23 protein-coding genes are annotated in these 26,617 nt (G+C 71.6%); 12 read left to right on the top strand and 11 right to left on the bottom strand.

Annotated elements, in window-relative coordinates; translation table 11 throughout:
* Positions 1-121: 121 nt before the first annotated feature.
* The 3 genes from ABGB12_RS14010 to ABGB12_RS14000 form a co-directional block, all read right to left on the bottom strand.
* Positions 122-1,738: an RNA polymerase sigma factor gene (locus ABGB12_RS14010; RefSeq protein WP_347677795.1), complete on the bottom strand. Its 1,617-nt coding sequence runs from the start codon at positions 1,736-1,738 to the stop codon at positions 122-124.
* A gap of 144 nt (positions 1,739-1,882) precedes the next feature.
* Entirely contained in the window at positions 1,883-3,985 is a 2,103-nt protein-coding gene (locus ABGB12_RS14005; RefSeq protein ID WP_347677793.1) for a SpoIIE family protein phosphatase, read from the bottom strand.
* A 336-nt stretch (positions 3,986-4,321) separates the two neighbouring features.
* Entirely contained in the window at positions 4,322-4,897 is a 576-nt protein-coding gene (locus ABGB12_RS14000) for an HhH-GPD-type base excision DNA repair protein (protein WP_347677791.1), read from the bottom strand.
* A 74-nt stretch (positions 4,898-4,971) separates the two neighbouring features.
* Here ABGB12_RS14000 and ABGB12_RS13995 point away from each other — a divergent pair, with 74 nt between their 5' ends.
* The 9 genes from ABGB12_RS13995 (at position 4,972) to ABGB12_RS13955 (ending at position 13,471) form a co-directional block, all read left to right on the top strand.
* Positions 4,972-5,676: a molybdopterin-dependent oxidoreductase gene (locus tag ABGB12_RS13995; RefSeq protein ID WP_347677789.1), complete on the top strand. Its 705-nt coding sequence runs from the start codon at positions 4,972-4,974 to the stop codon at positions 5,674-5,676.
* Positions 5,660-6,328: a cytochrome b/b6 domain-containing protein gene (locus ABGB12_RS13990; RefSeq protein ID WP_347677787.1), complete on the top strand. Its 669-nt coding sequence runs from the start codon at positions 5,660-5,662 to the stop codon at positions 6,326-6,328. The genes ABGB12_RS13995 and ABGB12_RS13990 overlap by 17 nt, the downstream gene beginning before the upstream one ends.
* A gap of 34 nt (positions 6,329-6,362) precedes the next feature.
* A complete protein-coding gene (locus ABGB12_RS13985; RefSeq protein WP_347677785.1) occupies positions 6,363-7,865 on the top strand; it encodes a hypothetical protein in 1,503 nt (500 codons plus the stop codon).
* Between the two features lie 101 nt (positions 7,866-7,966).
* A complete protein-coding gene (locus ABGB12_RS13980) occupies positions 7,967-9,070 on the top strand; it encodes an SseB family protein (RefSeq protein ID WP_347677783.1) in 1,104 nt (367 codons plus the stop codon).
* A gap of 5 nt (positions 9,071-9,075) precedes the next feature.
* Positions 9,076-10,584, top strand: a complete 1,509-nt coding sequence (locus ABGB12_RS13975; RefSeq protein WP_347677781.1) for a hypothetical protein — start codon at positions 9,076-9,078, stop codon at positions 10,582-10,584.
* The gene (locus tag ABGB12_RS13970) at positions 10,585-10,950 is read left to right on the top strand and encodes a hypothetical protein (protein WP_347677779.1); all 366 of its coding nucleotides are present in this window, start codon (positions 10,585-10,587) and stop codon (positions 10,948-10,950) included.
* Between the two features lie 53 nt (positions 10,951-11,003).
* Positions 11,004-11,762: a 5-oxoprolinase subunit PxpA gene (locus tag ABGB12_RS13965; RefSeq protein WP_347679167.1), complete on the top strand. Its 759-nt coding sequence runs from the start codon at positions 11,004-11,006 to the stop codon at positions 11,760-11,762.
* Positions 11,762-12,352, top strand: coding sequence for a 5-oxoprolinase subunit PxpB (gene pxpB / locus ABGB12_RS13960; RefSeq protein ID WP_347677777.1), 591 nt, complete (start codon positions 11,762-11,764; stop codon positions 12,350-12,352). The genes ABGB12_RS13965 and pxpB overlap by 1 nt, the downstream gene beginning before the upstream one ends.
* Positions 12,353-12,403: 51 nt before the next feature.
* Positions 12,404-13,471, top strand: a complete 1,068-nt coding sequence (locus ABGB12_RS13955) for a winged helix DNA-binding domain-containing protein (protein WP_347677775.1) — start codon at positions 12,404-12,406, stop codon at positions 13,469-13,471.
* Between the two features lie 83 nt (positions 13,472-13,554).
* Here the strand turns inward: ABGB12_RS13955 and ABGB12_RS13950 are convergent, their stop codons facing one another.
* The 4 genes from ABGB12_RS13950 to ABGB12_RS13935 form a co-directional block, all read right to left on the bottom strand.
* A complete protein-coding gene (locus tag ABGB12_RS13950; RefSeq protein WP_347677773.1) occupies positions 13,555-14,403 on the bottom strand; it encodes a biotin-dependent carboxyltransferase family protein in 849 nt (282 codons plus the stop codon).
* A 9-nt stretch (positions 14,404-14,412) separates the two neighbouring features.
* A complete protein-coding gene (locus tag ABGB12_RS13945) occupies positions 14,413-16,653 on the bottom strand; it encodes an AAA family ATPase (RefSeq protein ID WP_347677771.1) in 2,241 nt (746 codons plus the stop codon).
* A 207-nt stretch (positions 16,654-16,860) separates the two neighbouring features.
* Positions 16,861-17,577, bottom strand: a complete 717-nt coding sequence (locus tag ABGB12_RS13940) for a ribonuclease HII (RefSeq protein ID WP_347677769.1) — start codon at positions 17,575-17,577, stop codon at positions 16,861-16,863.
* 9 nt (positions 17,578-17,586) lie between these two features.
* Positions 17,587-18,840 carry a TerD family protein gene (locus ABGB12_RS13935; protein WP_347677767.1) on the bottom strand — a complete coding sequence of 418 codons (1,254 nt, stop codon included), beginning with the start codon at positions 18,838-18,840 and terminating at the stop codon, positions 17,587-17,589.
* 221 nt (positions 18,841-19,061) lie between these two features.
* Between ABGB12_RS13935 and ABGB12_RS13930 the strand changes: the two genes are divergently transcribed.
* The gene (locus ABGB12_RS13930; protein ID WP_347677765.1) at positions 19,062-19,928 is read left to right on the top strand and encodes an oxygenase MpaB family protein; all 867 of its coding nucleotides are present in this window, start codon (positions 19,062-19,064) and stop codon (positions 19,926-19,928) included.
* Positions 19,929-20,351: 423 nt separating this feature from the next.
* Here ABGB12_RS13930 and ABGB12_RS13925 read toward each other — a convergent pair whose 3' ends face one another.
* Positions 20,352-21,143: an IS200/IS605 family accessory protein TnpB-related protein gene (locus ABGB12_RS13925; RefSeq protein WP_347677763.1), complete on the bottom strand. Its 792-nt coding sequence runs from the start codon at positions 21,141-21,143 to the stop codon at positions 20,352-20,354.
* Between the two features lie 873 nt (positions 21,144-22,016).
* On the opposite strand from ABGB12_RS13925, the gene ABGB12_RS13920 reads away from it, so the two are divergent.
* The gene (locus tag ABGB12_RS13920; RefSeq protein WP_347677761.1) at positions 22,017-22,544 is read left to right on the top strand and encodes a hypothetical protein; all 528 of its coding nucleotides are present in this window, start codon (positions 22,017-22,019) and stop codon (positions 22,542-22,544) included.
* Here ABGB12_RS13920 and ABGB12_RS13915 read toward each other — a convergent pair.
* Both ABGB12_RS13915 and ABGB12_RS13910 read right to left on the bottom strand, forming a co-directional pair.
* Entirely contained in the window at positions 22,541-23,446 is a 906-nt protein-coding gene (locus tag ABGB12_RS13915) for a MerR family transcriptional regulator (RefSeq protein WP_347677759.1), read from the bottom strand. The genes ABGB12_RS13920 and ABGB12_RS13915 overlap by 4 nt on opposite strands.
* A gap of 121 nt (positions 23,447-23,567) precedes the next feature.
* Positions 23,568-24,401, bottom strand: coding sequence for an NAD(P)H-binding protein (locus tag ABGB12_RS13910; protein ID WP_347677757.1), 834 nt, complete (start codon positions 24,399-24,401; stop codon positions 23,568-23,570).
* Positions 24,402-24,490: 89 nt separating this feature from the next.
* On the opposite strand from ABGB12_RS13910, the gene ABGB12_RS13905 reads away from it, so the two are divergent.
* A complete protein-coding gene (locus ABGB12_RS13905; protein ID WP_347677755.1) occupies positions 24,491-25,435 on the top strand; it encodes an AraC family transcriptional regulator in 945 nt (314 codons plus the stop codon).
* 35 nt (positions 25,436-25,470) lie between these two features.
* Here ABGB12_RS13905 and ABGB12_RS13900 read toward each other — a convergent pair whose 3' ends face one another.
* A complete protein-coding gene (locus ABGB12_RS13900) occupies positions 25,471-26,481 on the bottom strand; it encodes an alpha/beta fold hydrolase (RefSeq protein WP_347677753.1) in 1,011 nt (336 codons plus the stop codon).
* Positions 26,482-26,617: the final 136 nt, after the last annotated feature.

Here is a 26,617-nt window from a genome sequence, read left to right as displayed (position 1 = left end):
ACGACGCAGCGGTAGCTACCTCTAGGTAAATACCATGTTAAGTGGCGACATTTCGGGGGCAAAAGCAGTCAAAACACGACGGACCGTCGCAAGAGACGGCCCGTCGTGCTCACATCGTGTTCTAGTCCAGATAGTCGCGCAGCACCTGGGAGCGCGACGGGTGGCGCAGCTTCGACATGGTCTTGGACTCGATCTGCCGGATCCGCTCACGGGTCACCCCGTAGACCTTGCCGATCTCGTCCAGCGTCTTGGGCTGGCCGTCGGTCAGGCCGAACCGCATCGACACCACGCCCGCCTCACGCTCCGAGAGCGTGTCGAGCACCGAGTGCAGCTGCTCCTGCAGCAGCGTGAAGCTGACCGCGTCGGCCGGGACGATCGCCTCGGAGTCCTCGATCAGGTCGCCGAACTCGCTGTCGCCGTCCTCGCCCAGCGGGGTGTGCAGCGAGATCGGCTCCCGGCCGTACTTCTGGACCTCGACCACCTTCTCGGGGGTCATGTCGAGTTCCTTGGCCAGCTCCTCCGGAGTGGGCTCGCGGCCCAGATCCTGGAGCATCTGCCGCTGCACGCGGGCCAGCTTGTTGATCACTTCCACCATGTGGACCGGGATGCGGATGGTCCGCGCCTGGTCGGCCATGGCCCGGGTGATCGCCTGCCGGATCCACCAGGTGGCGTACGTGGAGAACTTGTAGCCCTTGGTGTAGTCGAACTTCTCGACCGCGCGGATCAGACCGAGGTTGCCCTCCTGGATCAGGTCCAGGAAGAGCATGCCGCGGCCGGTGTAGCGCTTGGCCAGCGAGACCACGAGCCGGAGGTTGGCCTCCAGCAGGTGGTTCTTGGCGCGGCGGCCGTCCTCGGCGATCCACTCGAGGTCTTCCAGGTCCTCCTCCGAGAGCCTGCCTGCCTCGTTGGCCAGCCGCTCCTCGGCGAACAGACCGGCCTCGATGCGCTTGGCGAGCTCGACCTCCTGCTCGGCGTTGAGCAGCGGGACCTTGCCGATCTGCTTGAGGTAGTCCTTGACCGGGTCGGCGGTGGCGCCGGCCGCGACGATCTGCTGGACGGGGGCGTCCTCGTCGTCGTCGGTGTCGGTGAGGACGAAGCCCTCCTCCTCGGAGGCCCCCCCGGCGGCGCGGGGCTTGGGCACCTCGGCCTGGGGCTCTTCCTCTTCCTCGGTCTCGTCCTCGACGACCACGACGACGGGGTCGTCCTCGACCTCCAGGTCCTCGAGGTCGATCTCCTCGATCTCCTCGAGTTCTCCGGCCTCGTCGTCCACCGCGCCCTTCTTGGCGGGGGCCGCCTTCTTGGCGGCGGGCTTGGCAGGAGCGGCTTTCTTCGCCGCGGCGGCGGGCTTGGCCGCCGCGGTGGCCCGCGGCTTGCGGGCGGCGCGCGCGGGTGCGGCGGAGGCCTCTTCCTGGCCCTCCTCCACCACCGTGGTCACCGTCTCCGGCTTCTCCTTGGCGGCGGCCGCGGTCTTGGTCTTGGATCGGCGCGGGGCGGCGGCGGTCTTCCGCGGGCGTTTGGGCGCCGCGGAATCAGCAGCTGTCACCATGACGGTCACACCCTCCTTGCTGAGGCTCCGCAGGATGGCGGGGGCTTTCGACACCGGAATGTCGGCCTCCTCGAAGGTTCGGCGTACATCATCGGCCTCGATGTAGCCCTGCGTCCTGGCACGTTCGAGGAGCTGCTCGATCACGAGGTCGTGCAGCTCGGACGGCTTCGAGGTAGAACTGGCAGGCGACACAAATACCTCTCGAACGAACGTGTGGCTTCTACGGCCCGACCCCCGGGGCAGGGGGCGCGAGTCTCAGGCCCGTAAGGGAAGGAGCATCGTACCCGGAGCCCTAACACAACACCTTAGGGGGAGTCCAGTGGTCCTTCGTACGGACTACGCCGAGTTTCTGGGCGGAACATGGAGCGCGAGTACCGTGACGTCGTCGTCCTGGTCGTACCCGGCGAGCATCTGATCGACCAGATAGTCCACCAGAATCTCCGGATCCCTGACCACTTCGGACGGGGCGTTCCCGGCTACCGCGACCAATTCGTCGAGGCCCGCGTCCACCCCGCGACGACGGTTCTCCACCAGTCCATCGGAGTAGAACACCACAGTGTTGCCGGGTTCCACGGAAAAACTTGACTGTTGTCTCTGACTGGGCCATCCCAGCGGGGTCCCGGGCTCGGAGAGGCCGAGCGTCGGCGGCCCGTCCGGACGGACCACCAGGGCGGGCGGGTGGCCGGCGTTGGACACCACGGCGGCCCCCGTGTCGGGGTTGATCACCGCGTAGGCGAGGGTCGTGAACTGCTCCTCGTCCTCCGTGGCGCTGAAGACGCGGTCGAGCCCGGCCAGCACCGCGGCCGGGCGCGGGTCGTTCAGGGCGAGGGCGCGCAGGGCGTTGCGGACCCGTCCCATGACCGAGGCGGCCAGGACCCCCTTGCCCATGACGTCGCCGACGGCCACCGCGAGCCGGTCGTCGGCGAGCTTGAAGGCGTCGTACCAGTCACCGCCGACCTGGACGTGCCGGGTGGCGGGGTGGTAGCGGGCCGCCAGCTGCATCTCGGCGAGCTGGGGCAGGCTGTCGGGCAGCAGGCTGCGCTGGAGCTGTTCGGCGGTGTTGTGCTCCTGCTCGTACAGGGTGGCGCGACCCACCGCCAGGGCGCACTGGCCGGCCAGCGCCTCCAGGAAGACCCGCTCCTCCTCGGTGATCTCCCGGGGCCGGGTGAAGGCGAAGCGCAGCGCGCCGATCGCCGAGCCCGCCATGAGCAGCGGCAGGCCCACCCAGGCGCGCTCATCGGTACGCTCCAGATAGCGTTCCAGGTCCTCCTCGCCGCCGAGCTGGCGGCGCAGGCTGTCGGGCGTGGCGGCCAGGAACGGACGGCTCTCGCGCACCGCCACCGACATCGCGGTCGCGGCGCTGACCGGGACGACCTGGGAGTTCTCCCCCTCCTGCTCGGTCCCGGGCGTGATCACCGTGAGCTTGAGGCGGTTGTGGTCCAGCAGCGCGACCGCCGAGCGGTCGGCGCCGATCGCGGAACGGCCCACCTCGGTGATCACCGAGACGACCTGGCCGACGGTCAGCGCCTCGGCCAGCATCGAGGTGGCCTGCTGCAGCCGCGCGGTGCGCAGGGCCGCCGCGGACAGCTGCTCGGTCAGGCGCCCGCGCATCTCGTCGGCCTCGCGCTGGCCGGTGACGTCGGTGTTGGCACCGACCCACTCCACCACGCGCTCGCCTCGCTTGATCGGCACGGCCCGCACCTCGTACTGCCGGTAGGCGCCGGTCCTGGTGCGCACCCGGTAGCCGGTCTGGAAGGTCCGCTCGTCCTGCAGGCACTCCTGCCACTCGGCCCCGACGCGCTGGCGGTCCTCCTCATGCACCACCGCCAGCCAGCCGCCCTCGCGGTAGTCCTCCAGGCTCTGGCCGGTGATCGCGCGCCACTCGGGCGCGTCGTCCACGGCCTCGCCGGACGGGGAGGCCACCCACACGACCTGGGAGCTGGCCTCCACCAGGGAGCGGTACCGCTCCTCCTTGCGCCGGATCTGCTCCTCGTCCAGGCGCCGCTCGGTGACGTCCACGGCGATCAGGGCGACGCCAAGGATCTTGCCGTCGGCCCCGTGCGAGGGGAACCAGCTCGTCGCCCAGCAGCGGGTCTCCGGGGCCTCCCCCTGTTCACCGCCCCCGTCCGGCGGGGGCGCCGCGAATCTGAGGTCCTTGTCGGCCACCGAGCGGTCGGTGGAGAGCACCTCGCGCAGGTAGCCGCTCACCGCGGCGGCGGTCTCCGCGGGCAGGATCTCCTCGGGGACGCGGTCGACCAGTTCGGCCACGGGCCTGCCGAGCAGGCCGGCCAGCGTGTCGTTGATCCGGTGACAGCGCAGTCCGGTGTCGAAGAAGGCGAAGCCCATCGGGGCTTCCTTGATCAGGGTCGCGAACAGCGCGGAGTCCGAGGCGGCCAGGCCCGAGACACGCGGGCCGGGCACGGACGTATCAGTGCTCATCGCCGCCACCTCCGGCGCCCCTCAGGCCCTACTGCGAGGCAAATGGTCATCACTATGGGTGAATGGGAGCAGGCTAGTGCCCCCGCCTCCATCACAACAGCGGTCGGAGTCAGGTCTCATCATTCCGGGGGCGACACGGTTTCCACAACCGTCTGCCCCCTTCAGCTCAGCCTGTAAGGAACACCCTATGCGTCCCCTTCTCCAGGCGTCCATGGTGCGAGCCGCCCCGAGATCCTAAGGGCTCGGACCGCGCCGTGGACCCTAACTCGCCGGTATCCCTTTCCCCTCCTGCGGGCCGGAGACGGCTCACGGTCGCGGAACCTCCCTGGGGCAGGGCTATTTCGCGGCGGCGGCGGCCTTGGCCGACCTCTTGTACTCCCGGACCTTCACCAGCGCCTCGGGCCCGGTGATGTCGGCGACCGAGCGGTAGGAACCCTCCTCGCCGTAGGGCCCCGCGGCCTCCCGCCAGCCCTCGGGGGCGACCCCCAGCTGCTTGCCCAGCAGGGCCAGGAAGATCTGTGCCTTCTGTTTGCCGAATCCCGGCAGCGCGTTGAGCCGCTTGAGCAGCGTCCGGCCGTCGGGCACGTCCTTCCAGACCAGCTCGGCGTCGCCCTCGTAGTGCTCCACGAGGTACCGGCACAGTTGCTGGATCCGCTTGGCCATCGATCCCGGGTAGCGGTGGATCGCGGGCTTCTCCGACAGGAGCGCGGCGAACGCCTCCGGATCATGGGCGGCGATCTCGTGGGCGTCCAGGTCCGGCCTCCCCAGTCTCCGGGCGAGGGTGAGCGGCCCCGCGAACGCCCGCTCCATCGGGACCTGCTGGTCGAGCAGCATGCCCACGAGGGCGGCCAGGGGGCTGCCCGCCAGCAGCGCGTCGGCCTCGGCGTCCTGGGTGAGTCTCAGTTCCGGCATGCGGACCATTATGGATCCCTTACGGGTCCGTGCACCCTGTGGTCAGAGGGGTGTCCACCTGGTGGAATGCGAGGGTGGACGCAGAGGAGACGGAACACGGGAAGGGCGCTCCGGTCGGGCGCCGGATCGTGCTGGGCATGCTGGGCCTCGGCGCCTTCGGCGTCGCGGCGGGCGCGTACCTGCAGGAAGGCGTGAACGAGGCGCTCGAGCCGATCAGCGACTTCGTGCCGGTGGGCGGCGGGTTCCGGTACTACTCGGTGGTCTCGTCGGTGCGGCGCCGGACGGCGCGGGACTACCGGCTGAAGGTCTCGGGGCGGGTCTCGCGGCCACGGACGTTCACCATGGCCGAGCTGGCGGCGCTGCCGCAGACCTCGCTGACCCTGGACTTCCAGTGCGTGACCGGCTGGCGGGTGCCGGACGTGCCCTGGAGCGGGGTGGCGCTGCCCGACCTGCTGGAGGCCTGCGGCGCCGATCCGGCGGCCAAGGCGCTGACGATCACCTCCTTCGACGGGGCCTACACCGAGTCGCTGACCATGGAGCAGGCCCGACGCAGAGACGTCCTGGTCGCGACGTCCATGTACGGCAAGCCGGTCACACACGACCATGGCGGGCCCGTCCGGCTCTACGTGGCCCCCATGTACGCCTACAAGTCCCTGAAATGGCTGGGGGGCATCGAGGTGGTCGACGAGGTCGAGCCGGGCTACTGGGAGCTGCGGGGCTACGACGTGGACGCCTGGGTGGGCCGGTCGAACGGGAGGACCGATGCGCCGACTTCCTAGGTTCGGGGCGCCGGAAAGGGCGGTCCACCACGTCACGGCCCTGCTCATGTTCGCCTGCCTGGTCACCGCGGTGTGCCTTTACTTCCCCTCCGTCTCCACGCTCGTCGGCCGCCGGCATCTGCTGAAGACGATCCATGTATGGGCGGGTTTCGCATTGCCCGTTCCGATCCTCCTCGGCCTGCTCTCACGCGGCTTCCGGGAGGACCTGCGGCGCCTCGACCGGTTCACCCCCGTCGACCGGCAGTGGCTGCGCCGCCGCGACCGCCGTGACGTCCGGGACGGTACCGGCGTGCTCCCCGTCGGGAAGTTCAACGCCGGCCAGAAGATCAACGCCGCCTTCGTCGCCGGATCGCTCCTCGTCATGCTGGCGACCGGGACGATGCTGGCCTTCCCCGGCCCCTGGCCCGTGGACCTGCGCACCGGGGCGACCTTCGTCCACGACTGGCTGTTCCTCGCCGTCGCCGTGATGACCTGCGGACACCTCTGGTACGCCCTGCGCGACCGCGAGGCGATGGCCGGCATGCTCACCGGCTCGGTGACCGCGCGGTGGGCCGCCGAGCACCACGCCGGATGGCTCGCCGAGGAGACCTGCCAGACGGACCACGAGGAATCCCCCCGGAACGAACGGCCATCCGGGCCGGTTCGTCCCTAAGGGTCCCCGCTGCGTGCGGGTAAGGTGGCTGAACGTGAGTCCGCGCCCCGCCAGGGAGATCTCCGGGATCTTCGACGACATGCTCCTGCACGCACGGGAACTGCTGGCCGTCCGCAGCCCCCTGGACGCCGAGCTGATCGTCAGTGAGATCCTCGGCGCCTGGTACGGCCGCAGGACCGGGAACGGCGACGTCGAGGAACTCGTCGGTGAGGCCCTGCTGGAGTACGCCTCCGGGCGGGGGACCCCGGCCGCGCTGGCGCTGCTGGCGGGAGTCGCCTACCTCGGCACGCCCCGGCAGGCCGCGATGGCCGAACGCGACGCGCTCCGGCTGATCGACGAGGGCGTCGCCCGCCCGCCGTGGGCCGACAGGGTCGGCCTAGTCCAGGCCGAGGAGTGCTACGTCTCCCGCGACGTCTACGGCGACCAGGACTCGGTGATCTGCACCTACACCTACGCGGGGAGCGAGCGCCACGCCCTGGTCGTCGTGGTCGACAACAACCTCGGCGGACGCTGGGACGTGCCCTGCGAGAGCGGCCTCGTCCGGGACGCCTGGGTCACCTCCAAGGTCGACAGGCTGCTCGACCACTGCCGCACCGAGGCGGCGGGCGAGCTCACCGAGTTCACCGAGCTCGACCCCGCGCAGGCCAGGGCGCTGCTGGAGCCGGCGCTCGCGTTGACCGACTCGCTGGCCGACGCCCCGGTCGGCGACACCTTCGCCTCCTACCACGCGTTCCTGCGCGCCCGGGTGCGGACGCTCCCGCCCGGCGGGCGCAGGCCGCCGATCCCGTCCTACGGCACCGACCGGCGGGCCACCCTCGCCGCCCGCTTCCTGGCCTCCCGCGAGGCCGAGGAGCTGTCGGACCTGTCGGCCGCCGGCAAGTGCGTCGACCGCATCATCGACTACGGCTGCGCCCGCGACTTCGGCAGGCCGCTGCGGGTCAGCCCCGTCAAGTGCGAGATGTTCCTGCTGGACTGGCTGCCACGGAAGATCTTCCTCACCCCGCCCGAGCAGGACGCCATGCCGCACGTGCTGGCCGCCTGGGTGCGCTGGGCGGGCCGCCGCACCGGCCTTCCCGAGGTCGGGATCCGCGCGACCCTGGACGCGGTGTGGGACGCCACCAACAAGTTCGGCGAGGCCTACCGCGACCCGGTCACGTCCGGACTGGACCGCGCCCTGGTGGAGAAGCTCCTGCCGGACGGCGACCTGGAGGCCCTTCCGCGCCGGGCGTTCGCGCTGCCCTTCCTGACCGGCTCCCTGGCCTCGCTCGACCCGTCCGACCCCGCCGACCGGCGGGAGCTGCTGGCCTTCGAGCACCCCGGCGCCACCGAGGCCGAACTCGACGGCTACGAGCGGCTGGCGGTCCGGTTGTGGCGCGGCGACCCGCCCGACCTGTGGGAGACCGCCCAGCACCTGCTCGACCGGGGAGCCGAACGCCACCTGCTGGTGCACCGGCTGATGCTGCTCGTCGTGGAGCACGACCGGAACCGGCGGGCCCTGTGCAGAGCTCTTCGAGACCTTCGCGCCGACGGGCTTTAGACTGTGTCCCCTGCCCGTCCTCTGTTTGCGAAGGGACGGCAGGGCAGGGATCATGCGCAGGCAGGCCGGGGGCTCCCCGCGACGGAAAGTGGAGTTTCACCTTGGAGTGGTCGGAGTTCGCCCAGCGGTTCGCCCTCGAGCTCGCGAACCTCGACCGCGACACGATCCTGATCGTCCGGGAGCGTGAGGAGAGCAGGCATTACGTCCAGGCGATGCGCGAGCCCGACCGGCTGTACGCCGAGGCGGTGAGCAACAACTTCCTGGAGGGCCCGCTGCTGCTCGGCCCCTCTGACGAGGAGGTCCTCACCGAGGCCGGATGGCGCCCGCCGACCCCCGACTGGTCACCCGCCAACTGGTGGACCGAGCTGCCGCCCGACGCCGGGCCCGCCGGGTTCGCGCTGCTCTCCGACATGATGGTGACCGCGCTGCGCGACGTCCAGGGCGTCCGGCGGCCGCTGGACCTGGTGTACGAGTCCTTCCACCGGCAGGGGGCCGGGCTGATCGAGCTGACCGGTTTCGGCATCGAGCCGGCCGACCCCCGGCGGGTCGCCGACCGCAGGCCCAGCCCGATCGCCGCGCCGGTGAACGACTCCCCGCCGTCCGTCCCGCCCACGCTGGAGGACCGGCTCGCCGACGCGCGGACGCGCGGCGACCACCTCGGCTACTTCGACCTGCTGCTCGGCGCCGAGCTGCTGCTCCCCGCGGGCGGCCCGGGCACCGACGGCATGGTGTCGGCGGAGTTCCAGACCGTCCAGCGCGACGGGGTCGTCCATGTGCTGGCGTTCACCTCCGTGCAGGCGCAGGGCGCCGCCGGGTACGCCGGTCTTCACCGCCGGACGACGTTCGCCGCGCTCGCCAAGGCCTGGCCGGACCCGTCCTGGTACCTGACCATCAACCTGGACCTGCCCAGCGAGATCCAGCTGGACGCCGCGATGATCCTGCGCCTGGACACGATGCACCGCACGTCCCCGCAGACCACGCTGGTGGAGCCCGTCACCGTCCCGCCGGCGCCGCCCGCGCCCGTCGCCTCGGTCCCCGCGGCCGAGTCCCCCGCCCCGCCCGCGCCCGTACCCTCCGCTCCCGCTCCCGCGCCCGACCAGGCGATCAGGCTGCCGCACGGCGCGCAGCTGTGGTCGGCGCAGGGCCTGCTCGCGGTGTTCGACGCCGTGAGCGGCCGGTGGGCGCCGGCCGGCCGGGCTCTCTGATCACCATGGACTGGGCGGACTTCACCGAGCGGCTGGCCCGCGAGCTGGCCGGGCTCCACCCGCAGATGGTGCTGGTGGTGCACCGCAGGGTCCAGGGCAGCCACTACGTGCAGGCGTTCCGGACCGGGGACAACGTGCACGCCGAGGCGGTCAGCAGCGAGGTCCTCGTGGCCGACCTGCGGTTCGACCCCGTGAGCGAGGACCGGCTCGCCGAGCTGGGCTGGCAGCGGCCCGAGGCGTACGGGAACTGGACGTTCGACCTGCCGTTCGGCTCGCCCCCCGAAGCGTTCCGGCGGCTCGCCTCGATCATGGTGATCGCGCTGCGGGACGTCCAGGGAGCGGGCCTGCCGTCCGAACTCGTCTACGAGGCCTTCCGGGACACCGTCTTCCTCGACCTGGCCGATCTGGGTCTGGAGCAGTCGGATCCGCTGCGGCCGGCGGAGAAGCACGTCTCACCGCCGCTCGCCCCGGTGCCCAAGCCCACTCCCCCGACCGAGCCCCCGCCGCTCGCGCTGCAGACGCAGCCCCTGCCGCCGGAGCGGTTCCCGGCCGAGCCTCCGCTCGCGCCGGTCCCGGTCCTCGAGCCGGAGCCGGAGCAGCCCCTCCAGCCTCCGCCGCCCGAACCTCCGCCGCTCCGGCCGCAGCCCGCCGAGCCCGTCCCGTACGGGTTCGCCCCTGGAGAGCCCGAGCCGACGGCTCCCCCCGCCGCGGAGTCCGGGCCCGGCGCGTCCGGGTCGGCGCGGTCCCGGCTCAACAAGACGGCGATCCGGCTCGCCGAGGCCAAGGCCAACGGGGACAGGGAAAGCTATCTGTCGGTCCTACTGAAGGCCGAGCTGTACGTCGCGGGCACCGTCGTCTACGGGGACGGCGTCTACGTGCGGGCGTTCACCGCGCCGCCGCCCGAGCCGCACCGGGTCACCGACCTGCAGACGCTGGCGAACTCCTGGCCGCAGCCCCACTGGCAGCTGGCGATCGACGACGGCCATCCGGACGCGGGCTACCTCGACCCCTTCACCATCGCCAAGATCGGCGGCGCGCCGGTCCGGTCCGTCATGCAGAAGGTGCTGCCGCATCCGCTGGTCGTGCACTACCTGGAAGGGGGATACGACCGGGTAGCCGGGTATGTCCACCGGGTGTCCGACGTCCTCCAGCTCACCACCCCCAAGCAGATGTACGCCGCGCTCGGCCTCGGCCACCGCGGCTCCTCCTTCTCCCCCGACGACGAGTCCGTGCACGTGCTGCGCTGGCACGCCCGGTTCGCCGAGACGCTGCGCCCGCCCTACGGCGGAGTGGACGAGACGGCGATGGCGGCGATGCCCGGCGGCTGGGTGATCGAGCACCCGCCGTTCGACGGCACCGGGTTCGCGCCCGGCACCGGCCTGGCCATCCCCGAGTTCAAGGTCGACAGCCAGCGACTGCCGCACGCCGCGGAGATCTACCGTTTCGACAGGTCGGGGCGGCGTAAGCTGGTGGCACTGTTCGACGCCGATGGCACCCGATGGGTGGCGGTCTGAATGAGAGACGGCTACTACGCCCGGTGGAGGGGCGAGGAGTTCCCGTGCGGCCCGGACCACGAGGAGGTCAGGCTGTACTCGGCCGACCCCCGGATGGGATTCGTCGCCGCCGAGCCCGGCAGGTTCGTGAAGGTCGTCCCGGCGGCCGAGGTCGAGCAGCTCTACTACGTGGTGACCCGCTGCCGGTGGCGCGACGAGCCGTTCCTCATCCTCGGCGAGCACGAGGGCTGGCTGCGGGTGGAGTACACCGGCGGCCGGGCCCCGGTGGCCGAGGCTCTCGGCCTCGAGCACTTCGACCGCGGCGTCTACCAGGCCTGGGCGCCGGTCACCGAGGTGCGGGACGTCCGCGAGGAGGTGTACCGATGATCGACCGGCTGGTCGCGGGGCCCTCCATGGAGTCGGGAAGGAGACCCACCGTCATGGACCTGCGCACCATGGATCTCAACGCCGACCTCGGCGAGGGCTTCGGCGCCTGGCAGCTGGGCGAGGACGCGGCGCTGATGACGGTGGTGACCAGCGCGAACGTCGCCTGCGGCTTCCACGCCGGAGACCCGCTGATCATGCGGATGACCTGCCGGGCCGCGGTCGCCCGCGGGGTGGCGATCGGCGCCCAGGTCTCCTATCGCGATCTGGCCGGATTCGGGCGGCGGCCGATGGACGTGCCGTTCGACGAACTGGCGGCGGAGATCCTCTACCAGCTGGCCGCGCTCGACGGGATCGCGCGCAGCTGCGGGGGCCGTGTCGCCTACGTCAAACCGCACGGCGCGCTCTACAACCGGATCGTCCACGACCCCGAACAGGCCGCCGCGGTGGCCGAGGCGGTGCTGTCGTTCGACCCGTCCCTGCCGGTGCTGACCCTCCCGGGCTCCGCCCTGTTCGACACCCATGAGGAGCTTCAGGTCGTCGCCGAGTGTTACGCCGACCGCGCCTACACCCCCGAGGGCACGCTGGTGCCGCGCCGTTCGCCGGTCGCGGTGGTCCAGGACCCGCAGGAGGTCGCCGAGCGGGCCGTGCGGATGGCGGTGGCCGGCGAGGTCGAGGCGATCGACGGGACGATCGTCCCGGTCAGGGCCCGGTCGATCTGCGTGCACGGGGACACCCCCGGCGCGGTCGATCTGGCCAGGTCCGTGCGCAAGGCGCTGAACGACGCGGGCGTGAAGCTCATCCCGTTCGTCTGATGGAGATCCGGCGGGCGGGCGACAGGGCGCTTCTGGTGGAGACGACGCACCCGCACGCGCTGCGTTCGGCGATCCTGGCGGCCGGGCTGCCGGGCATCGCCGAGGTCGTCCCGGGCGAGACGACGGTGCTGGTCGTCGTCTCCGGGCCGCCCGAGCCGGTGGAGCGGCGGCTGCGCTCGCTGGAAGTCGACGCGGCGGAGTTCTCCGGGCGGCTGGTGGAGATCCCCGTCGTCTACGACGGGGACGACCTGGCCGAGGTCGCGGAGCTGACGGGCCTGGCGGTGGCCGAGGTCGTCGAGCGGCACAGCGCCACCGAGTACGCCGTGGCCTATCTGGGATTCTCTCCCGGCTTCGCCTATCTGACGGGCCTCGACCCGGTCCTGCGGGTGCCGCGGCGGACGTCTCCCCGGACGGCCGTGCCCGCCGGGTCGGTGGCGATCGCCGGGCCGTACGCGTCGGTGTACCCGTCGGCCTCGCCGGGGGGCTGGCGGCTGCTGGGACGCACTGCGCTGGCGCTGTGGGACGTGCGCCGGGAGCCGCCCGCGCTGCTGGGCCCCGGCGACAGGGTCAGGTTCGTCCCCGGTCGATGACCTTTTCCGACCGTCCGTGGAATGTCGGTGGGGCGGCGTAGTGTCGCGGGCATGCGGAACGTGAGCCGATCACAGGTCCTGGCCTGGCGGATGCGCCGTCAGTTCCTGCTCGAGCCCGAGAAGAACGGCGACCCGGTCGCGGTCGCCCGGCGGCTGGGCGGGGCTCAGGCCCAGGTGGCCTCCGCCGCCGCGCTCACCCTGGCGATACGCGGCGCGGCCCCGCCCGGCCCGCCGGACGGGGCCGGTCTGATCGGGCCGGGACTGATCAGGACCTGGGCGATGCGCGGCACCCTGCATCTGCTCCCCCGCGACGAAGCCCCCGCCTACCTGGCGTTGTGCGCGACCGTCCGCAACTGGGAGAAGCCCAGCTGGATCAAGGCCTCCGGCGCGACCCCCGCGGATCTGGAGGCGATCGCCGGGGTGGCCCGCGAGGTCCTCGACGGGGCCGCGCTCACCCGCGAGGAGCTCATCGAGGCCGTCGTGGAGCGCACCGGCTCCGAGCACCTGCGCGAGGCGCTCGGCTCCAGCTGGGGCCCCCTGCTCAAACCGCTCGCCTGGTGGGGCGTGCTCTGCCACGGCCCGTCCCGCGGCTCCAAGGTCACCTTCACCTCGCCCGGCTTCGGGCCGCTCCCCGCCGCCGAGGAGGCCGCCAGGGTGGTGGTGCGCGCCTACCTGGGCGCGCACGGCCCCGCCACCCCCCTCATGTTCGACAACTGGCTCATGCGCAGGACCAGCCGCAAATCCGACCTCAAGCGCTGGTTCGCCGCCCTTGACGGCGAGCTGTCCTCCGTGGCCGTGGAAGGCGAGGAGATGTACGTCCTCACCGAGCACCTGGACGAGCTGGCGGACACCGAGCCCTCCCCCTCCGTCCGCCTGCTCGGCCCCTTCGACCAGTACGTCCTGGGCGCGGGCACCGACGCCGCCTATCTGATCCCGCCGGCCCACCGCGCCGAGGTCAGCCGCACCGCCGGCTGGATCGCCCCGGTCGTCCTGCACGAGGGCCGGGTCGCGGGCACCTGGGATCCGGGGACGAAGGAGACCTCCCTGTGGGAGGAGGTGCCGGCCTCCCTCCTGGCAGAGGAGCTGGAACGCTGGCGGCGCCTCACCCTGTCCTCCTGATCAGCCGGGGCGGAACCGCGCCGCGGAGTCCGTGACGGCGGTGGCCCGGCCGGAACTCGGGGCATCCCGTCCGGCCTTTCACCTCAGGCGAGACGGAAGCGGAGGCGGTCGCCGGGGCGGAGCTGGGCGGCGAGCGGGAGGTCGTCGGTGACGACGACGGCGATGACCGGGTAGCCGCCGGTGGTGGGGTGGTCGGCCAGGAAGAGGATGGGCAGGCCGCTCGGCGGGATCTGGAGGGCTCCGGTGACCATGCCCTCGCTGGGCAGCTCGCCCTCGCGGCGGCGGGCGAGGGCGGGGCCGGCGAGGCGGACGCCCACCCGGTTGCTCTCGGCGGTCGCCTCGTAGCGGGAGCCCGTCAGCAGGCTCAGCGCGTCGGAGGCGAACCAGCCGTCGCGGGGGCCGGGGATGACGCGCAGGACGGGTTCGGCCGGCGGGCCGGGCACGGCCGCCACGTCCACCTCGGGGAACCCGCCCGCCTCGTCGCCCAGCGGCAGGCGGGTGCCGGGGGCCAGCGGCGCCGGGCCGAGGCCGGACAGCAGGTCGGTGGCGCGGCTGCCCAGGACGGGCTCGACCGCGATGCCGCCCCGGACCGCCAGATAGGTGCGCAGGCCCCGGGACGGAACGCCGAACTCCGCCGTCGTCCCGGCGGGGGCGAAGCAGGGGGCGTTGCACGGCCGCGGGCTCCCGTCCAGGGTCCAGGGCGCGGGGGCTCCGGTCACCGCGATCCATGACGGGCGGGTGAAGCGCAGGCACGCGCCGCCGAAGGTCAGTTCCAGGGCGGCGGCGCCCTCGGGGTTGCCGACCAGCCGGTTGGCCAGGGTGAAACTCCTGCGGTCCGCGGCCCCGGAGCCCGGTACGCCCAGCGCCGCCAGCCCGGGGCGTCCCAGGTCCTGGACGGTCGTCAGCGGGCCGGGCCGCACCACTTCGAGCATGGTTCGAGGTTAGTCCTGGTGGATGTCGGGCTGCGTCAGGGTGATGAGGTCGGCGGTGGTCGGGGTCTTCTGGGAGGAGACCCGCACATCCCTGGAGGTGCACGCCCGCTCGTAGACGCTCCTGGCGAACCGGGCGTTGCCGAGGCCGTCGATCGCGCCCCGGCCGCAGGCGCGCTGGAAGAGCAGCGCCAGGTCGTCCAGCGCGTCGTCGTCCCAGCGGTCGCCGTGCTCGGCTGCGATCGCGACGGCGATCCGCAGCAGTTCGTCCGGACCGTAGGAGGGGAAGGGGATCCGGGTGTCGAAACGGGAGGCGAGCCCGGGGTTGGCCGCCAGCAGCCGGTCCATGTCGGCCGGGTAGCCGGCCAGGATGACCACCAGCCGGTCCCTGTCGTCCTCGGCCCGTTTCAGCAGGGTCTGGACCGCCTCCTGGCCGAAGGCGTCGCCGCCGGAGTAGCCGGTGCCGACCAGGCCGTAGGCCTCGTCGATGAACAGCACGCCGCCGAGCGCCGAGTCGATGACCTTGTTGGTCTTGATGGCCGTCGCGCCCAGGTGCTCGCCGACCAGGTCGGCCCGGGAGACCTCGATGACGTCGGGGCGGGCCAGCAGGCCCAGCGCGGCGAAGATCCGGCCGAGCACCCGGGCCACCGTGGTCTTGCCGGTGCCGGGCGGGCCGGTGAAGACGAAGTGCCGCATCGGCGGCTGGGCGGGCAGGCCCTGAGCGGTGCGCAGCCGCCGGACCTGGAGCTGCGCGGTGATCTCGCGGACCTGCTTCTTGACCGGGGCCAGGCCGATCATCGCCTCCAGCGACGCCAGCGCCTCCTCCAGCGTGGGCGTCTCGGCGTATCCGCGGTAGCGGGCGGTGAGTTCCTCGTACGCGGTCCGCATGTCGGCGGCGCGGACCGTCACCAGCTCCGTCGCCGACGGGTGCGCGTCCCGTGAGACCACCCGCAGGTCGCGGGCCCGCGCGGCGCTCTCGGCCAGCGAGCGCACGAACCGCCCGTTGCCGAGCTGGTCGACGATGCCGCGCCGCTGGATCTCCTCGAAGCAGGATTCCAGGTAGGACCGGGCGTCGTCGGCCAGGACGTCGCCCCGGGCCTCGACGTTGGCCCGGCAGATCTCCAGCAGTTCAAGCGGCCGGTAGCCGGGGAAGAGGATCCGGGTGCCGAAGCGGGAGGCGAGCCCGGGGTTGGAGTCGAGGAGCTCCTCCATCTCCGCCTCGTATCCGGCGAGGATGATCACCAGCCGGTCCCGGTCGTCCTCGGCGCGTTTCAGCAGGGCCTGCACCGCCTCGTTGCCGAAGCGGTCGGGCTGGCCGTCGCCGGTGTTGACGAGCGAGTACGCCTCGTCGATGAAGAGCACGCCGCCGAGCGCGGAGTCCACGACCTGGTTGGTCTTGATCGCGGTCGCGCCGAGGTACTCCCCCACCAGGTCGGCCCGGTGCACCTCGACGACCCGGGCGGAGGGAAGCAGCCCGAACGCGTAGAAGATCTTGGCCAGGGTGCGGGCGACCGTGGTCTTGCCCGTCCCGGCCGGGCCAGTGAAGACCAGATGCCGCAGCGGCTTCTCGATCGGCACCCCCGCCTCGGCCCGCAGGTGCGCCGCCTCGATCGAGGCGGCGATGGAGCGGACCTGCTGCTTGACCGGGGCCAGGCCGATCATGTCCTCCAGTTCGGCCAGTGCGGCGGCCGCCGACGGCGGAGGTTCGGCCTCCGGCTCCGGTTCGGGCTCCGCCGGGGGGCGTGGCGCCGGGCGGGGGGCCGGGACGGGCTCCGCCACCGGTGGCCCGGCGGGCACGGCGGTCTCCTCCACCCAGCCCGAGTCATAGGCGTCGGCGGCGGTCATCCGCCGCGCCTGGTCCCACCGGTAGGCCAGCACGAGCAGGGCCGCCACCCAGGCGGGCGCGACGTGCAGCCGGGGAGCGGGGTGGGCCAGCGCCGCGGTCGTCAGCCCGGCGAGACCCAGCGCCCACAACGCGCTGCGCCAGGGGACGTAGCCGCGCAGGTGCAGGGAGGCCAGGGCGACGGGCGGGCCCAGCAGGGCGAGGAAGGACGCCTGGTGGGCGGGCTCGGGGAACAGCCGGGCGAGCGGGACCGTCGCGGCGAGCCAGCAGGCCGTCACCGCGAGGACGGCGATCCCCGCCGGGGAGCGGAACGTCAGATCGACCACCACCAGCAGCAGGAGGGCGCCGGCCAGGACGTGCCCCGCCGGCAGCCCGGCCACCACCGCGCCGGTGAGGGTGAGCGCCAGCAAGAAGAGCCCAGCAAGTCGCCTTATTCCAGAATGAATCTGAAAATATCCGGCTCGCGTGCGCTCGAAAAGCTCCCGCGCCGCGAATGTCGGCGGCGGGTTCTTCGGACGTCCCGACGCTTGCATCTTGAAGGAAGAGACTGACCGGTGAAGGGCGCCACGTCCAGGGTCCCGCCCGGATCGACGGATGAAATTCCGGAATCAGGAACCTCACAACAGGCTCAGTTGGCCCTCTCCGGCCAGCGGATCACGATGTTTCCGCAGGTGCCGCCAGCGCGGCAGGTCGTCCAGGTAGGACCAGGAGAGCCGGTGGTGCTCGGTGGGCCCGAGCCGTTCCAGCGCCGCCTGGTGGCGGGGCGAGGGATACCCGGCGCATTCGGCGAAACCGTATTCGTCGCAGCCCGTGAGATCCGCCATCCGGCGATCACGGTGGACCTTCGCGAGAACCGACGCCGCGGCGACCGAGACGCAGGTGCGGTCGGCTTTGATCTCGGTGCGCACCCGCCAGGGAGAACCGAGGAAATCGTGTTTACCGTCGAGAATGATCACATCCGGTGGTTCGGGCAGCGCCTTCAACGCCCGTACCGCCGCCAGCCGCAATGCCCCGGTCATGCCCAGTTCGTCGATCTCCGCCGCGCTCGCCTCCCCCATCGCGTGGGAGTGCAGCCAGCCGGGCAGCAGCTCGGCGAACGCCTCGCGGTTGGCGGCGCTCAGCAGCTTGGAGTCGGTGAGGCGGACCGGCCCGCGCCGACGTTCCAGCTCGGGAGGCGCGCTGAAGTCGGTGACCGCCGCGCATACCGTGACAGGACCGGCCCAGGCGCCCCGCCCGACCTCGTCCACCCCGGCGATCCGGACGGCGCCCGCGGCCCGCAGCTCGTCCTCGATCTCGTAACCCGCGTGACCGGCGGATCCTGGAACTGCAGCCATGGAAGCAGGCTACTTGCCGCGGCTGACCGTCCAGCGGAAACCCCAGCCATAGGCCTCGTCCGCCAGCTGTTTGCTGCCCTTGCGCCCCTCGTTGGCGAAGTAGCGGCCCTCCCGGGTGACGACCAGCTCGCCGCCGACGTTGTCGATCCGGGCGATCACGGCGGTGCGGGCGCCGGGAAGGTCGCACTCGTCGAGGAACATCTCGATCGGCGCGCCCTGCTGCGGGTGGAGGGTCGCGGTGGCGTTCAGGCCCACGAAGCTGTCGGCGCCTTCGTAGATCGTGGCCAGCACCAGCAGGCGCCGGAACTCTCCGCCGTGGTCGAGGTTGATCGTGAGGTTCTCGCCCTCGGCCCGGGCGCCGGTCCGGTCGTCGGCGTCCAGCAGTACATAAGGGGGCTTGTCGAAAGCTCCGAAACTCCTGGCCAGCGGGTCGATCATGCCCTTCCTGCCGTCCTGGAGCTCCCACATGCAGCACAGGTCGAGATCGAGGTGGCGGGTGACGCCCAGCGAGGCGAACCTGCCCTTGCGCGGCGAGCTGACGCCCTGGACCATCCAGTTGAGGTTGACGCGCATCGCGCCGGACGTCGCACCGCGCTTGGTGAGCGACACCGAGGGGGCCTGCTTGGTCAGGGTGAGCTTCTGCAGGCTGACCGTGGGAGCCGGCGGAGGCGCCGGGGCGTCGTCCACGGTGATGCCGAAGTCGGTGGCCAGCCCGGCCAGGCCGCTGTCGTAGCCCTGGCCGACGGCCCGGAACTTCCACGCGCCCTGCCGCCGGTAGAGCTCGCCGAGCACGAAGGCCGTCTCGGTGGTGGCGTCGGACGGGTCGAAGCGGGCGAACTCCGTGCCGCCGCCCGCGTCCAGCACCCGGATGTGCAGGTTCCGGTACTGGCTGAAGGTGCCGCGGTCAGCCGAGGCGACGACGGCGATCGTGTCGATCTGGGGCTCGACCCTCGCGAGGTCGACGAACATGGTGTCCACCGCTCCCCCGCCGGGCGCCGGGCGTTTGCCCTCGTGCCGGACGGCTCCGGAGGGGTGCGACGGCTGGTTGTAGAAGACCATGTCGTCGTCGCCGCGGACCCGTCCGCCCGCGAGCAGAAGGGCGGTGGCATCGGCGTCGGGGCCCGACGTCCAGCTCAGCTCGACCCGCACCGAGGATGCGGGGACGGGGACGTTGGCTCCTTTGGACAGCGGCATCGCGGGCTCCAGTGGCGGGGGCGGGGTCACGGCGAACTGGGGAGCGAAGGGGACAGGGGGCGCGGACACCCACGCCCCCCACAGCCAAGCCCGGAACCGAAGCGCGCCATGCACGATCCCGCGCCTTCGGGGAGAATGGTACGCCTCATCCCTCCGACTCCGCCGTAACGACACTCCCTCGCAGAGCGATCTCTGTGATGCGGGACATGTTGAAAGTAACTGGTTACTTATGTAACCGTAAGCGAGATGGCAACGGCGCAATCCACCCCCGCGCATGAAGTGAGGCCCCCATGACGAGCGCAGTGGCACCCACGCCCCCCGAGCAGCGCAAGACCTTTCAGGACGAGCCCATCCCGAAGGTGGCCCGGGATACCCTGAACTGGTTCTCCATCGCCCTCGCCATGTCCAACGTCCTCATGCAGCTGTCCAACATCAAGGTCGGCTACGGGGTGGCCGAGAGCAAGGTCGAGAGCGGCCGGCTCGACAAGCACCCTCTCAAGCGGGGACGCACCACCCTCACCTTCCTGGCCATCGCCAGCAATGGGACGGCGGCCGAGCGCGAGTACCTGCGCAAGGAGGTCAACCGCGCGCACCGCCAGGTCCACTCCGCTCCCGGCGCACCGGTGAAGTACAACGCCTTCTCCCCCGACCTCCAACTGTGGGTCGCCGCCTGCCTCTACAAGGGCGCCGTGGACCTGGCCGAGGCGCTGGACCTCCCGCTGAGCCGACAGGACCGGGAGGACTTCTACCACCACTCCGCCCGGTTCGCCACGACCCTCCAGGTCCCCCAGGAGATGTGGCCGGCCGACCGCGAGGCCTTCGAGAAATACTGGCGCAGCGAGGTCGAGAAGCTCGAACTCGACGACTACGCCCGCGAGTTCCTTCACGACCTCGCGAGCATGGCCTTCCTCCCCACTCCTCTCCGCCAGACCGTGGGTCCCGTCATCTTCTTCCTGAGCGCCGGCTTCCTCCCCCAGGAGTTCCGCGACCTGCTCGGCATGAAGTGGAACCGTCCTCGCCAGTTCCTCCTCGACCGCGTCATCCGCACCGCCGCCGCCGTCAACCGCGTCATGCCGGCCGTCGTCCGCGAGTTCCCCTTCAACTTCTACCTCTGGGACTTCCGCCGCCGCATGCGCAAGGGACTCCCCGTCGTCTGACCGCCTCCCTCACGCCGAAGGGGAGCCGAGTTCCCTCGGCCCTCCTTCGCCTTTCCCTCAGCCGCCGTCCGTGCTCATACGCGCGCCTCCTCGCGCTCGGATGCCCGCAGGACCACCGCGAGCAGGACCGCAACGGCGCCCGGCACGTCCGGACGCCGCCCGCGCGGGCACGGTGCGTCTGATCGAAGCGATGACCGACGTCCCCGCGGTCATCATGGGGCGCCGCACCAAGGTCCTGGCCTGGAACCGCCTAGGCCACGCGCTGCTGGGTGGCCACTACGACTTCACCGCGCCGACAGGCCCGCCGACCGGCCCAACCTCACCCGCATGCTGTTCCTCGACCGTTCCTCAACACTGTCCAGGAGTGACCCTGTGATCAGTGCGCCTGCCCCGAACGGTGCTGGGCAGGCTGGTCCCCTGCTTTCACACACCCGGCGGATGCACGGATCGCATCCGTGCAGCCTTGCGGGTGGGGCGGGTTCCCTCGCGCCCCGGGACGCAGCGTTCGGCCTGGACGGTCCGATGCCCCGCACCATCACTCCGGTGGTGCGGGGGCGGTGCCGTCCGACGCCGGGCACCGTGGCCCAGGGCGCGTCGCCCGATCACCAGGCTCGCGGCCTCGTGCCGGGTGGTCTTGCGCGTGGGAGTGCTGGTGGGCTTCTGCCAGTACTTCACTCCCCACACGCTGGTGTAGGCCGGATCCACCGCCACCACAGCGATGCCGCACTCAGCCGCCATCGACACCAAGCGGGCCTTCAACCGGCTGGTGGGGATGCCGGAGATGACCTGGCGGAAGCGGCGGTTGCGGCCGTGCTTCTCGCGGGTCTTGGAATCGGCGAAGTCCAGGTCCTCCACCGCGATCGCTTTGGCGCCGGTGCGGCGGGTGTAGTGCAGCAGCCGGGTGAGTGCGTGCCGCACCTGGGCGTCGCGGTGCTGTGCGGTACCGGACAGGTCGTAGTCGAAGCGTTCCGGTGCGCCGACGGGGTTACCGTGGACGTCCAGGCGCCAGGCGGCCAGGTGGTCGGCGTTGGTGTCCACCGCCACCACCCCGCCCCCGCGCGCCGCCTCAAGCGGGAGGAGGCGCACCGCCGAGCGCTGCCAGGAAGCGTCCACATACCAGCGCCCCCGCTCGGCGTCCAGGTGCAGGCGGTAGGCCACGGCCCGGTCGGCGGCCACCCGGTCCGCCCACTCCCCGCCCCGGTGGGCGAAGGACACCTTCGCGGCCAGGACGTAGCGGCCGTGGGGGCGTTGGCGAGGTCGGTCAGGGGTGCGGGGAGTTTGAGGCTGGCCTGTCCGTCGGGGGTGATGCGCAGGGTCTCGTTGCCGTACCGCTTGCCGCTCTCGCCGTCGGCCGACAGGAACCAGCGGGCCGCTTCCCACCGCTGCCGCCACTGCTCGGCGGTGAGGTCGGCTTCCTGCAGGTGGTGGCGGGTGCGGGCCAGGGCGCGGCCGCCGCGCACCACGTGTACCCTCCCGGCGGCGAAGTCGGCTTTGACCTTCTCGCGGCGCTGTTTCAGCAGGGCCAGGCGGCGGGACTTGTGAAACCACTCGCTCCTGGAGTGGTAGCCGCCCGGGGCGCGCTTGCTGCCCTTCTCGCCCAGGGGCAGGGCCAGACGACGCTTGATCGTGTCGATGGCGGCGTCCAGGTCGGTCAGGTGGGCGGCCTGGGAGCGCCGGGACAGCGCCCACTGGTCGTGGGTGGCCTTGGTGATCGCCCCCGCCCACCGCGACGAGGATGCACCGGTCAACTCCCGTTTGCGTTCCGCCCACCGCTGGGAGGTGTGGGCCAGGCCGTCAGCGCAGCGGACGGCCAGATCACGGCCCGCCAACGACCCCAGGTGCGCGCCCACCCGGCACAGCACCTCCTCGTCCCGGGGAGTAAGACCTTTGAGACGGGTGCGGACCGACACGCCCTGGGGCTGAGCGACGACGAACGGCGGGGTGATCAGCCGCAGCGGCCTCACCCGCTCAGCCATGCCGGGCCATCCGCGAAACCGAGCGGCAGTCATGGATCGCCGACATGCCGCACCCCTTCTCACCTGCCCGAGGTCACCGGGTGTGACCGCAAGACAACCTACTCTCGGTGTGGTGGGCGCGGACGGGAAACCCGGAAACCTTTTCAAGCATCCGGAGAGACCAACGGCGGATACCCGGCCGCCGAGACCGACCGCACGGGATATACCCGAGGTCCACGGACGACCAGAGGAACCCTCATGGACACTCCTGAACACTCAACCGGCAACAGCTCATACCCCCCACACCCGGGAGCTGTACGCCCGCTGGGACGAGGAGGCCGCGCGCGCCGTCGCCTCCCTCCGCCTGGTCGCCGGCCGCTACCGCGACGACCGGGCGCTGGCCGACCTGGTCGGCGAGCTGACCCTCAAGAGCGACGACTTCGCCGGGCTGTGGGCACGGCACCCGGTCCACACCTGCCAGTCCGGCCGAAAATGGTTCCGCCACCCGGAAGTCGGCGATCTCGACCTCGAATTCGAGGTCCTGCATCTGCCCGACGACACCGGCCACCGCATCCAGACCTACACCGCCCTTCCCGGAACGGCGTCCGACGCGGCCCTACGCGTCCTCGCCCACCAGACGGCGTCCGTCCTCCTGCGCTAATGAGCTCGCAACGCCGCGATCAGCCACTCGAAGACCGGGACGGCCGGAGGTCTCGGCTGCTCGCCGTTGATGACCGCCAGCAGATGCCAGTAGCGCTCGACCCTCGCATCGGTGAACGTCTCCAGCCCTTCGAGCATCCGGGCACGCTGCTCGAGTGGAACATCCGGGTCGACGACACGGTCCAGGACCGACCGTCCTGCTTCCGAGGCGGGGTCGACGCCCTCCGCCAGCGCCCGTCCGGCGTGCTCGAAGACCCGTTGGTAGTCGAACCCGTGGTCGAGTTCGCCGGTTTCCTCTCCTGCCACCGCCATAGCGCGGACCTTCTGCCGGAAGCTCTCGTCGGTGACGAGTTCCCCGAGTTCGATCCAGGCGTCGACCTGTTCGGGCGCCGGGTCGTCCGGCAGCTCCGCCGGCATCCGCCGCATGCTCTGGACGACGCCCATGGCGGGTGAGTCCGAGGCGATCTCCTCGGCCACCTCGGTCAGGAATTCGTCGATCAACTGCTGCCGCTCCTTCGCGGACAGCTTGGCCAGTCTGTGCATCAGCATCGTCTCCTCGATCGTGCTCTCCCGCGCGGCGACCGTGCTGAGCACCGCCCGGCGCAGCCGCAGCACGCGGATCTCGACGTCCAGCGCCGCGACATGGGTCCTGGCGACCTCGGCCACGGTGGTGCCGCGTGCCAGCACCGCCTTGACGGCCTCCAGTCCCAGACCCAGTTCCCGCAGCGTCCGTACGAGCTCGAGCCGGGCCACCGCCTCGGCGTCGTAGAGCCGGTAACCGCCCGCTGACCTTCCGGCCGGCGGCACGACTCCCAGGTCGGACCAGAACCTGATGGTCCGCGCCGCCAGCCCCGTACGGCGGGCGAGCTGCCCGATGGTGAACAACTCCGTGCTCGTGCTCATGCACCGAGCTTCCACCTTCCATCCGCTGGAAGGTCAACCGGAAGCTCGACGAACTGGGTGAGTGATGGAGCCGCCCAGCGGCGGCTGTCGGTCTCGTGTTCCCCCGATGACGCCCCCTGCCTCACGACCAGGCCCCGGACGCGGCGGCGCGTGCCGCGTAGTCGGCCAGGCTGACCGGGTCGCGTCCCAGTAGCCGCTTCACCCCGTCCGTGGGTTCGGCGCTGACCCCGGTGCGCATCAGGGCGAACAGCGCGTCGTGGTCCTGGACGGCGTGCTCCGGCCAGCCCTCCTCCCGGAGCCCGGCCCGGTACTCCTCCGGGGTGAGCTCCACATACCGGATGGTCCGCTTCGCCGCCGCGGCGATCACCTCGACCACCTCGCCGAAACTCAGCGCCGCGGGACCGGACAGCTCATGGACGCCGTCGTGGTGCTCCTCCGCCGTCAGCAGGACGGCTGCCGCTTCGGCGATGTCCTGGGCATCGATGAAGGGCTCGGGGGCTGAGCCGATCGGCAGGGCGAGGCGGCCGGACCTCAACGGCTCCCGCCACAGGCCCTCGTCGAAGTTCTGGTTGAAGTTGTTCGGGCGGAGGACCGACCACGGCACACCGGAGTCCCGCACGGCCTGTTCCGCGGCGGCCATGCCTTGGAAGAACTCCCCGCTGACGCGGTCCATCCCGCGTCCTGACATCGCCACGAAGCGTCCCACGCCGGAGTCCGCGGCCAGCCGGACGAACTCATGGACCGGGGCGGGATCGTCCGGCGCCACGAGGTAGACCGCGGAGGTTCCTTCCAACGCGGCCCGCCAGGTCTCCGGCCGTGTCCAGTCGAAGCGCACCTCGCTCGAGCGGGAGGCCGCCCGCACCTTCTCGCCCGCGTCCCGCAGCCGCCGTACCAGCCGGCGCCCGGTCTTGCCCGTCGCGCCCAGCACCAGGATCTCGTTCTGTTCTTTCGTCATGCCACCGAGTCAACCCGTCCGGATCTCGGGGAGCCATGGCCGACCGTTCACCGGACATGTGTGATCGTTCGGTCTCCTAAGGTGGCGTCATGGACCCGTTCGACGATCTCCTGCGAGGCGTGCGCGCCGACGGCGCCGTGTTCGGACGGTCGGTGCTGTCACCGCCATGGGCGCTGCGGTTCACCGATGGCGCGTCCCTCACCCTGTGCGTGCCGATGCGGGGCGAGGGCTGGATCCTCCTTGAGGGCTCCGAGAAAACCTGGCCGGTGAGGACCGGTGAGGCGGCGATCGTGTGCGGGCCGGAGCCGTTCGTGTTCTCCGACCGCCCCCTGACGGATCATCCACCGGACCGTGTGCGAGAGGTCTGCTGCGGCCGCGTGGGACACGCCGAGCCCGCGAACGCGAACCTGGCGGACGGCACGGTGCTGTTGGCCGGCGCCTACCACGTTCGAGGAGAGGTGCCCCGGCGGCTGGTCCAGGTGCTTCCACCCGTGCTGGTCGTACCCGACGAGCACGACTGCACCTCGATGCGCGATTACCTGGAGGCCCAGCTCTCCCTGGAGCGGCCGGGCCGTCAGGTCGTGCTGGACCGCCTGCTGGACTGGCTCCTGGTGTGCACGCTGCGGGACTGGTTCGACCGCCCGGACACGGTCTCTCCCCCTTGGTACCGGGCGCTGGCCGACGACGTGGTGGGCCCGGCGCTGCGCGCCCTCCACGAGGAGCCGGAGAGGCGGTGGACGCTCGCGGCGCTGGCCCGAGAAGCCGGGGTGTCCCGCACCAGGCTGGCCACACGGTTCACCGAGGTGATGGGCGAGCCGCCGCTGGCCTACCTGACGGGCTGGCGCATGGCCTTGGCCGCCGACCTCCTCGCGGAGTCCACCACGACGGTCGCCGCCGTCGCCCGCCGGGTCGGATACGCCGACGCGTTCGGCTTCAGCACCGCCTTCAAACGTCTCCACGGCACCAACCCCAGTGATTACCGCAGGTCCGTCCGGGCGGAGAAAGAGAGGGCGGCCCGAGCCCTCTCTCCCTGATCAAGCGATCAATGGTCGTCCGGGGCCCGGGCGGGTCAGTGCCTGGCGATCCAGGCGTCGATGAGCGAGAAGGACTGAGCCGCCGTGGTGTGCAGGGTGAGGTCGTGTCCGGTGGCCGGGATCGTCTCCGCGGTGAGCGACGCCGCGGAGGCGAAGTAGGGCCGCTCGTGTTTCAGGAGCGCGGAGGCGTCCGTGCAGACGACGAGCGGCCCGCAGACCGCGGCGTCCTCGGCGCCGACGACGATCAGGACCGGTGCCGTGATGCGGGCGGACTCGTTCAGGGCGGGAGGGATCATCATCCCGGCCACCGAGTCGACCTGCTCGATCAGCGACGAGACGTCCTTGGTCTCCTCGTCTTGGGCGATGACCTTGGGATCCGCGGCGGGGGCGTGGAAGAACGGGGCCGCGCGGGTGCCGGGACGCGTCGTCACGTAGCCGGGCCCGTATCCCCGCCCGGCGAACAGCGGATCCGCCGAGGCGGGGTAGAGGCCGCCGAGAAGCGCGAACACCTTGCGGCCGAAGGGCCCGGGGTGCAGCATGCCCGTCAGCACCAGCCTGTCGACGCCGGGGTATCGGGCTGCCGCGGCCGTCGCGATGATCGAGCCGAGCGAGTGCCCGACGAGCGTGACCTCGCCGAAGTCCTTGCGGCGCATCCACCGCAGAAGCTGGTACGCGATGTAGGCGTCGGCTGCGACGTTCACCTCCGACGCCGCCGGACGGCTGCTCGTGCCGGTGCCCGGCCTGTCGTACGTGAGCGCGGCCCGTCCGGCGCGCACCGTCTTGCGCACGTAGGAGTAGGTCTCCGGCTGGAAAGGCCAGTCCCAGTAAGAGCCGTTGTACGTGGCTCCGTGCACCAGCACGTCGACGCCGTTCACCTTCCCCGAGGGAACGCAGAGCTTCGCGGAGATCGTCCAGGTCTTCGCCCTCCCCTCCTCGGGGGAGACGCTCAACCGGTGAGAAGTACACGTCATGCCCGCTTGAGCAGGCGCCGCGACACCCATCGAGCAGACCAGCGATGCGATGACGAACAAAGCCCGCGCGACCATGGAGCGCCCTCCGTGGGAGACGCCGGAACCGACCCGCCGAACCTAACAGACGCTCTTGTCTTTTTAAACCCGCCGATCAGCGCCGAGCAGGGCGGGCAGGCGAGCGGGGATCCCGCCCGAGGCCCGCGACCCCCGC

Origin of the sequence: Actinocorallia sp. B10E7 (assembly GCF_039871655.1) — a bacterium.
In the GTDB taxonomy this organism is placed as follows: domain Bacteria; phylum Actinomycetota; class Actinomycetes; order Streptosporangiales; family Streptosporangiaceae; genus Actinocorallia.
Note: the sequence above shows the minus strand (reverse complement) of the source record. Positions and strands in the feature narration are given on the sequence as shown.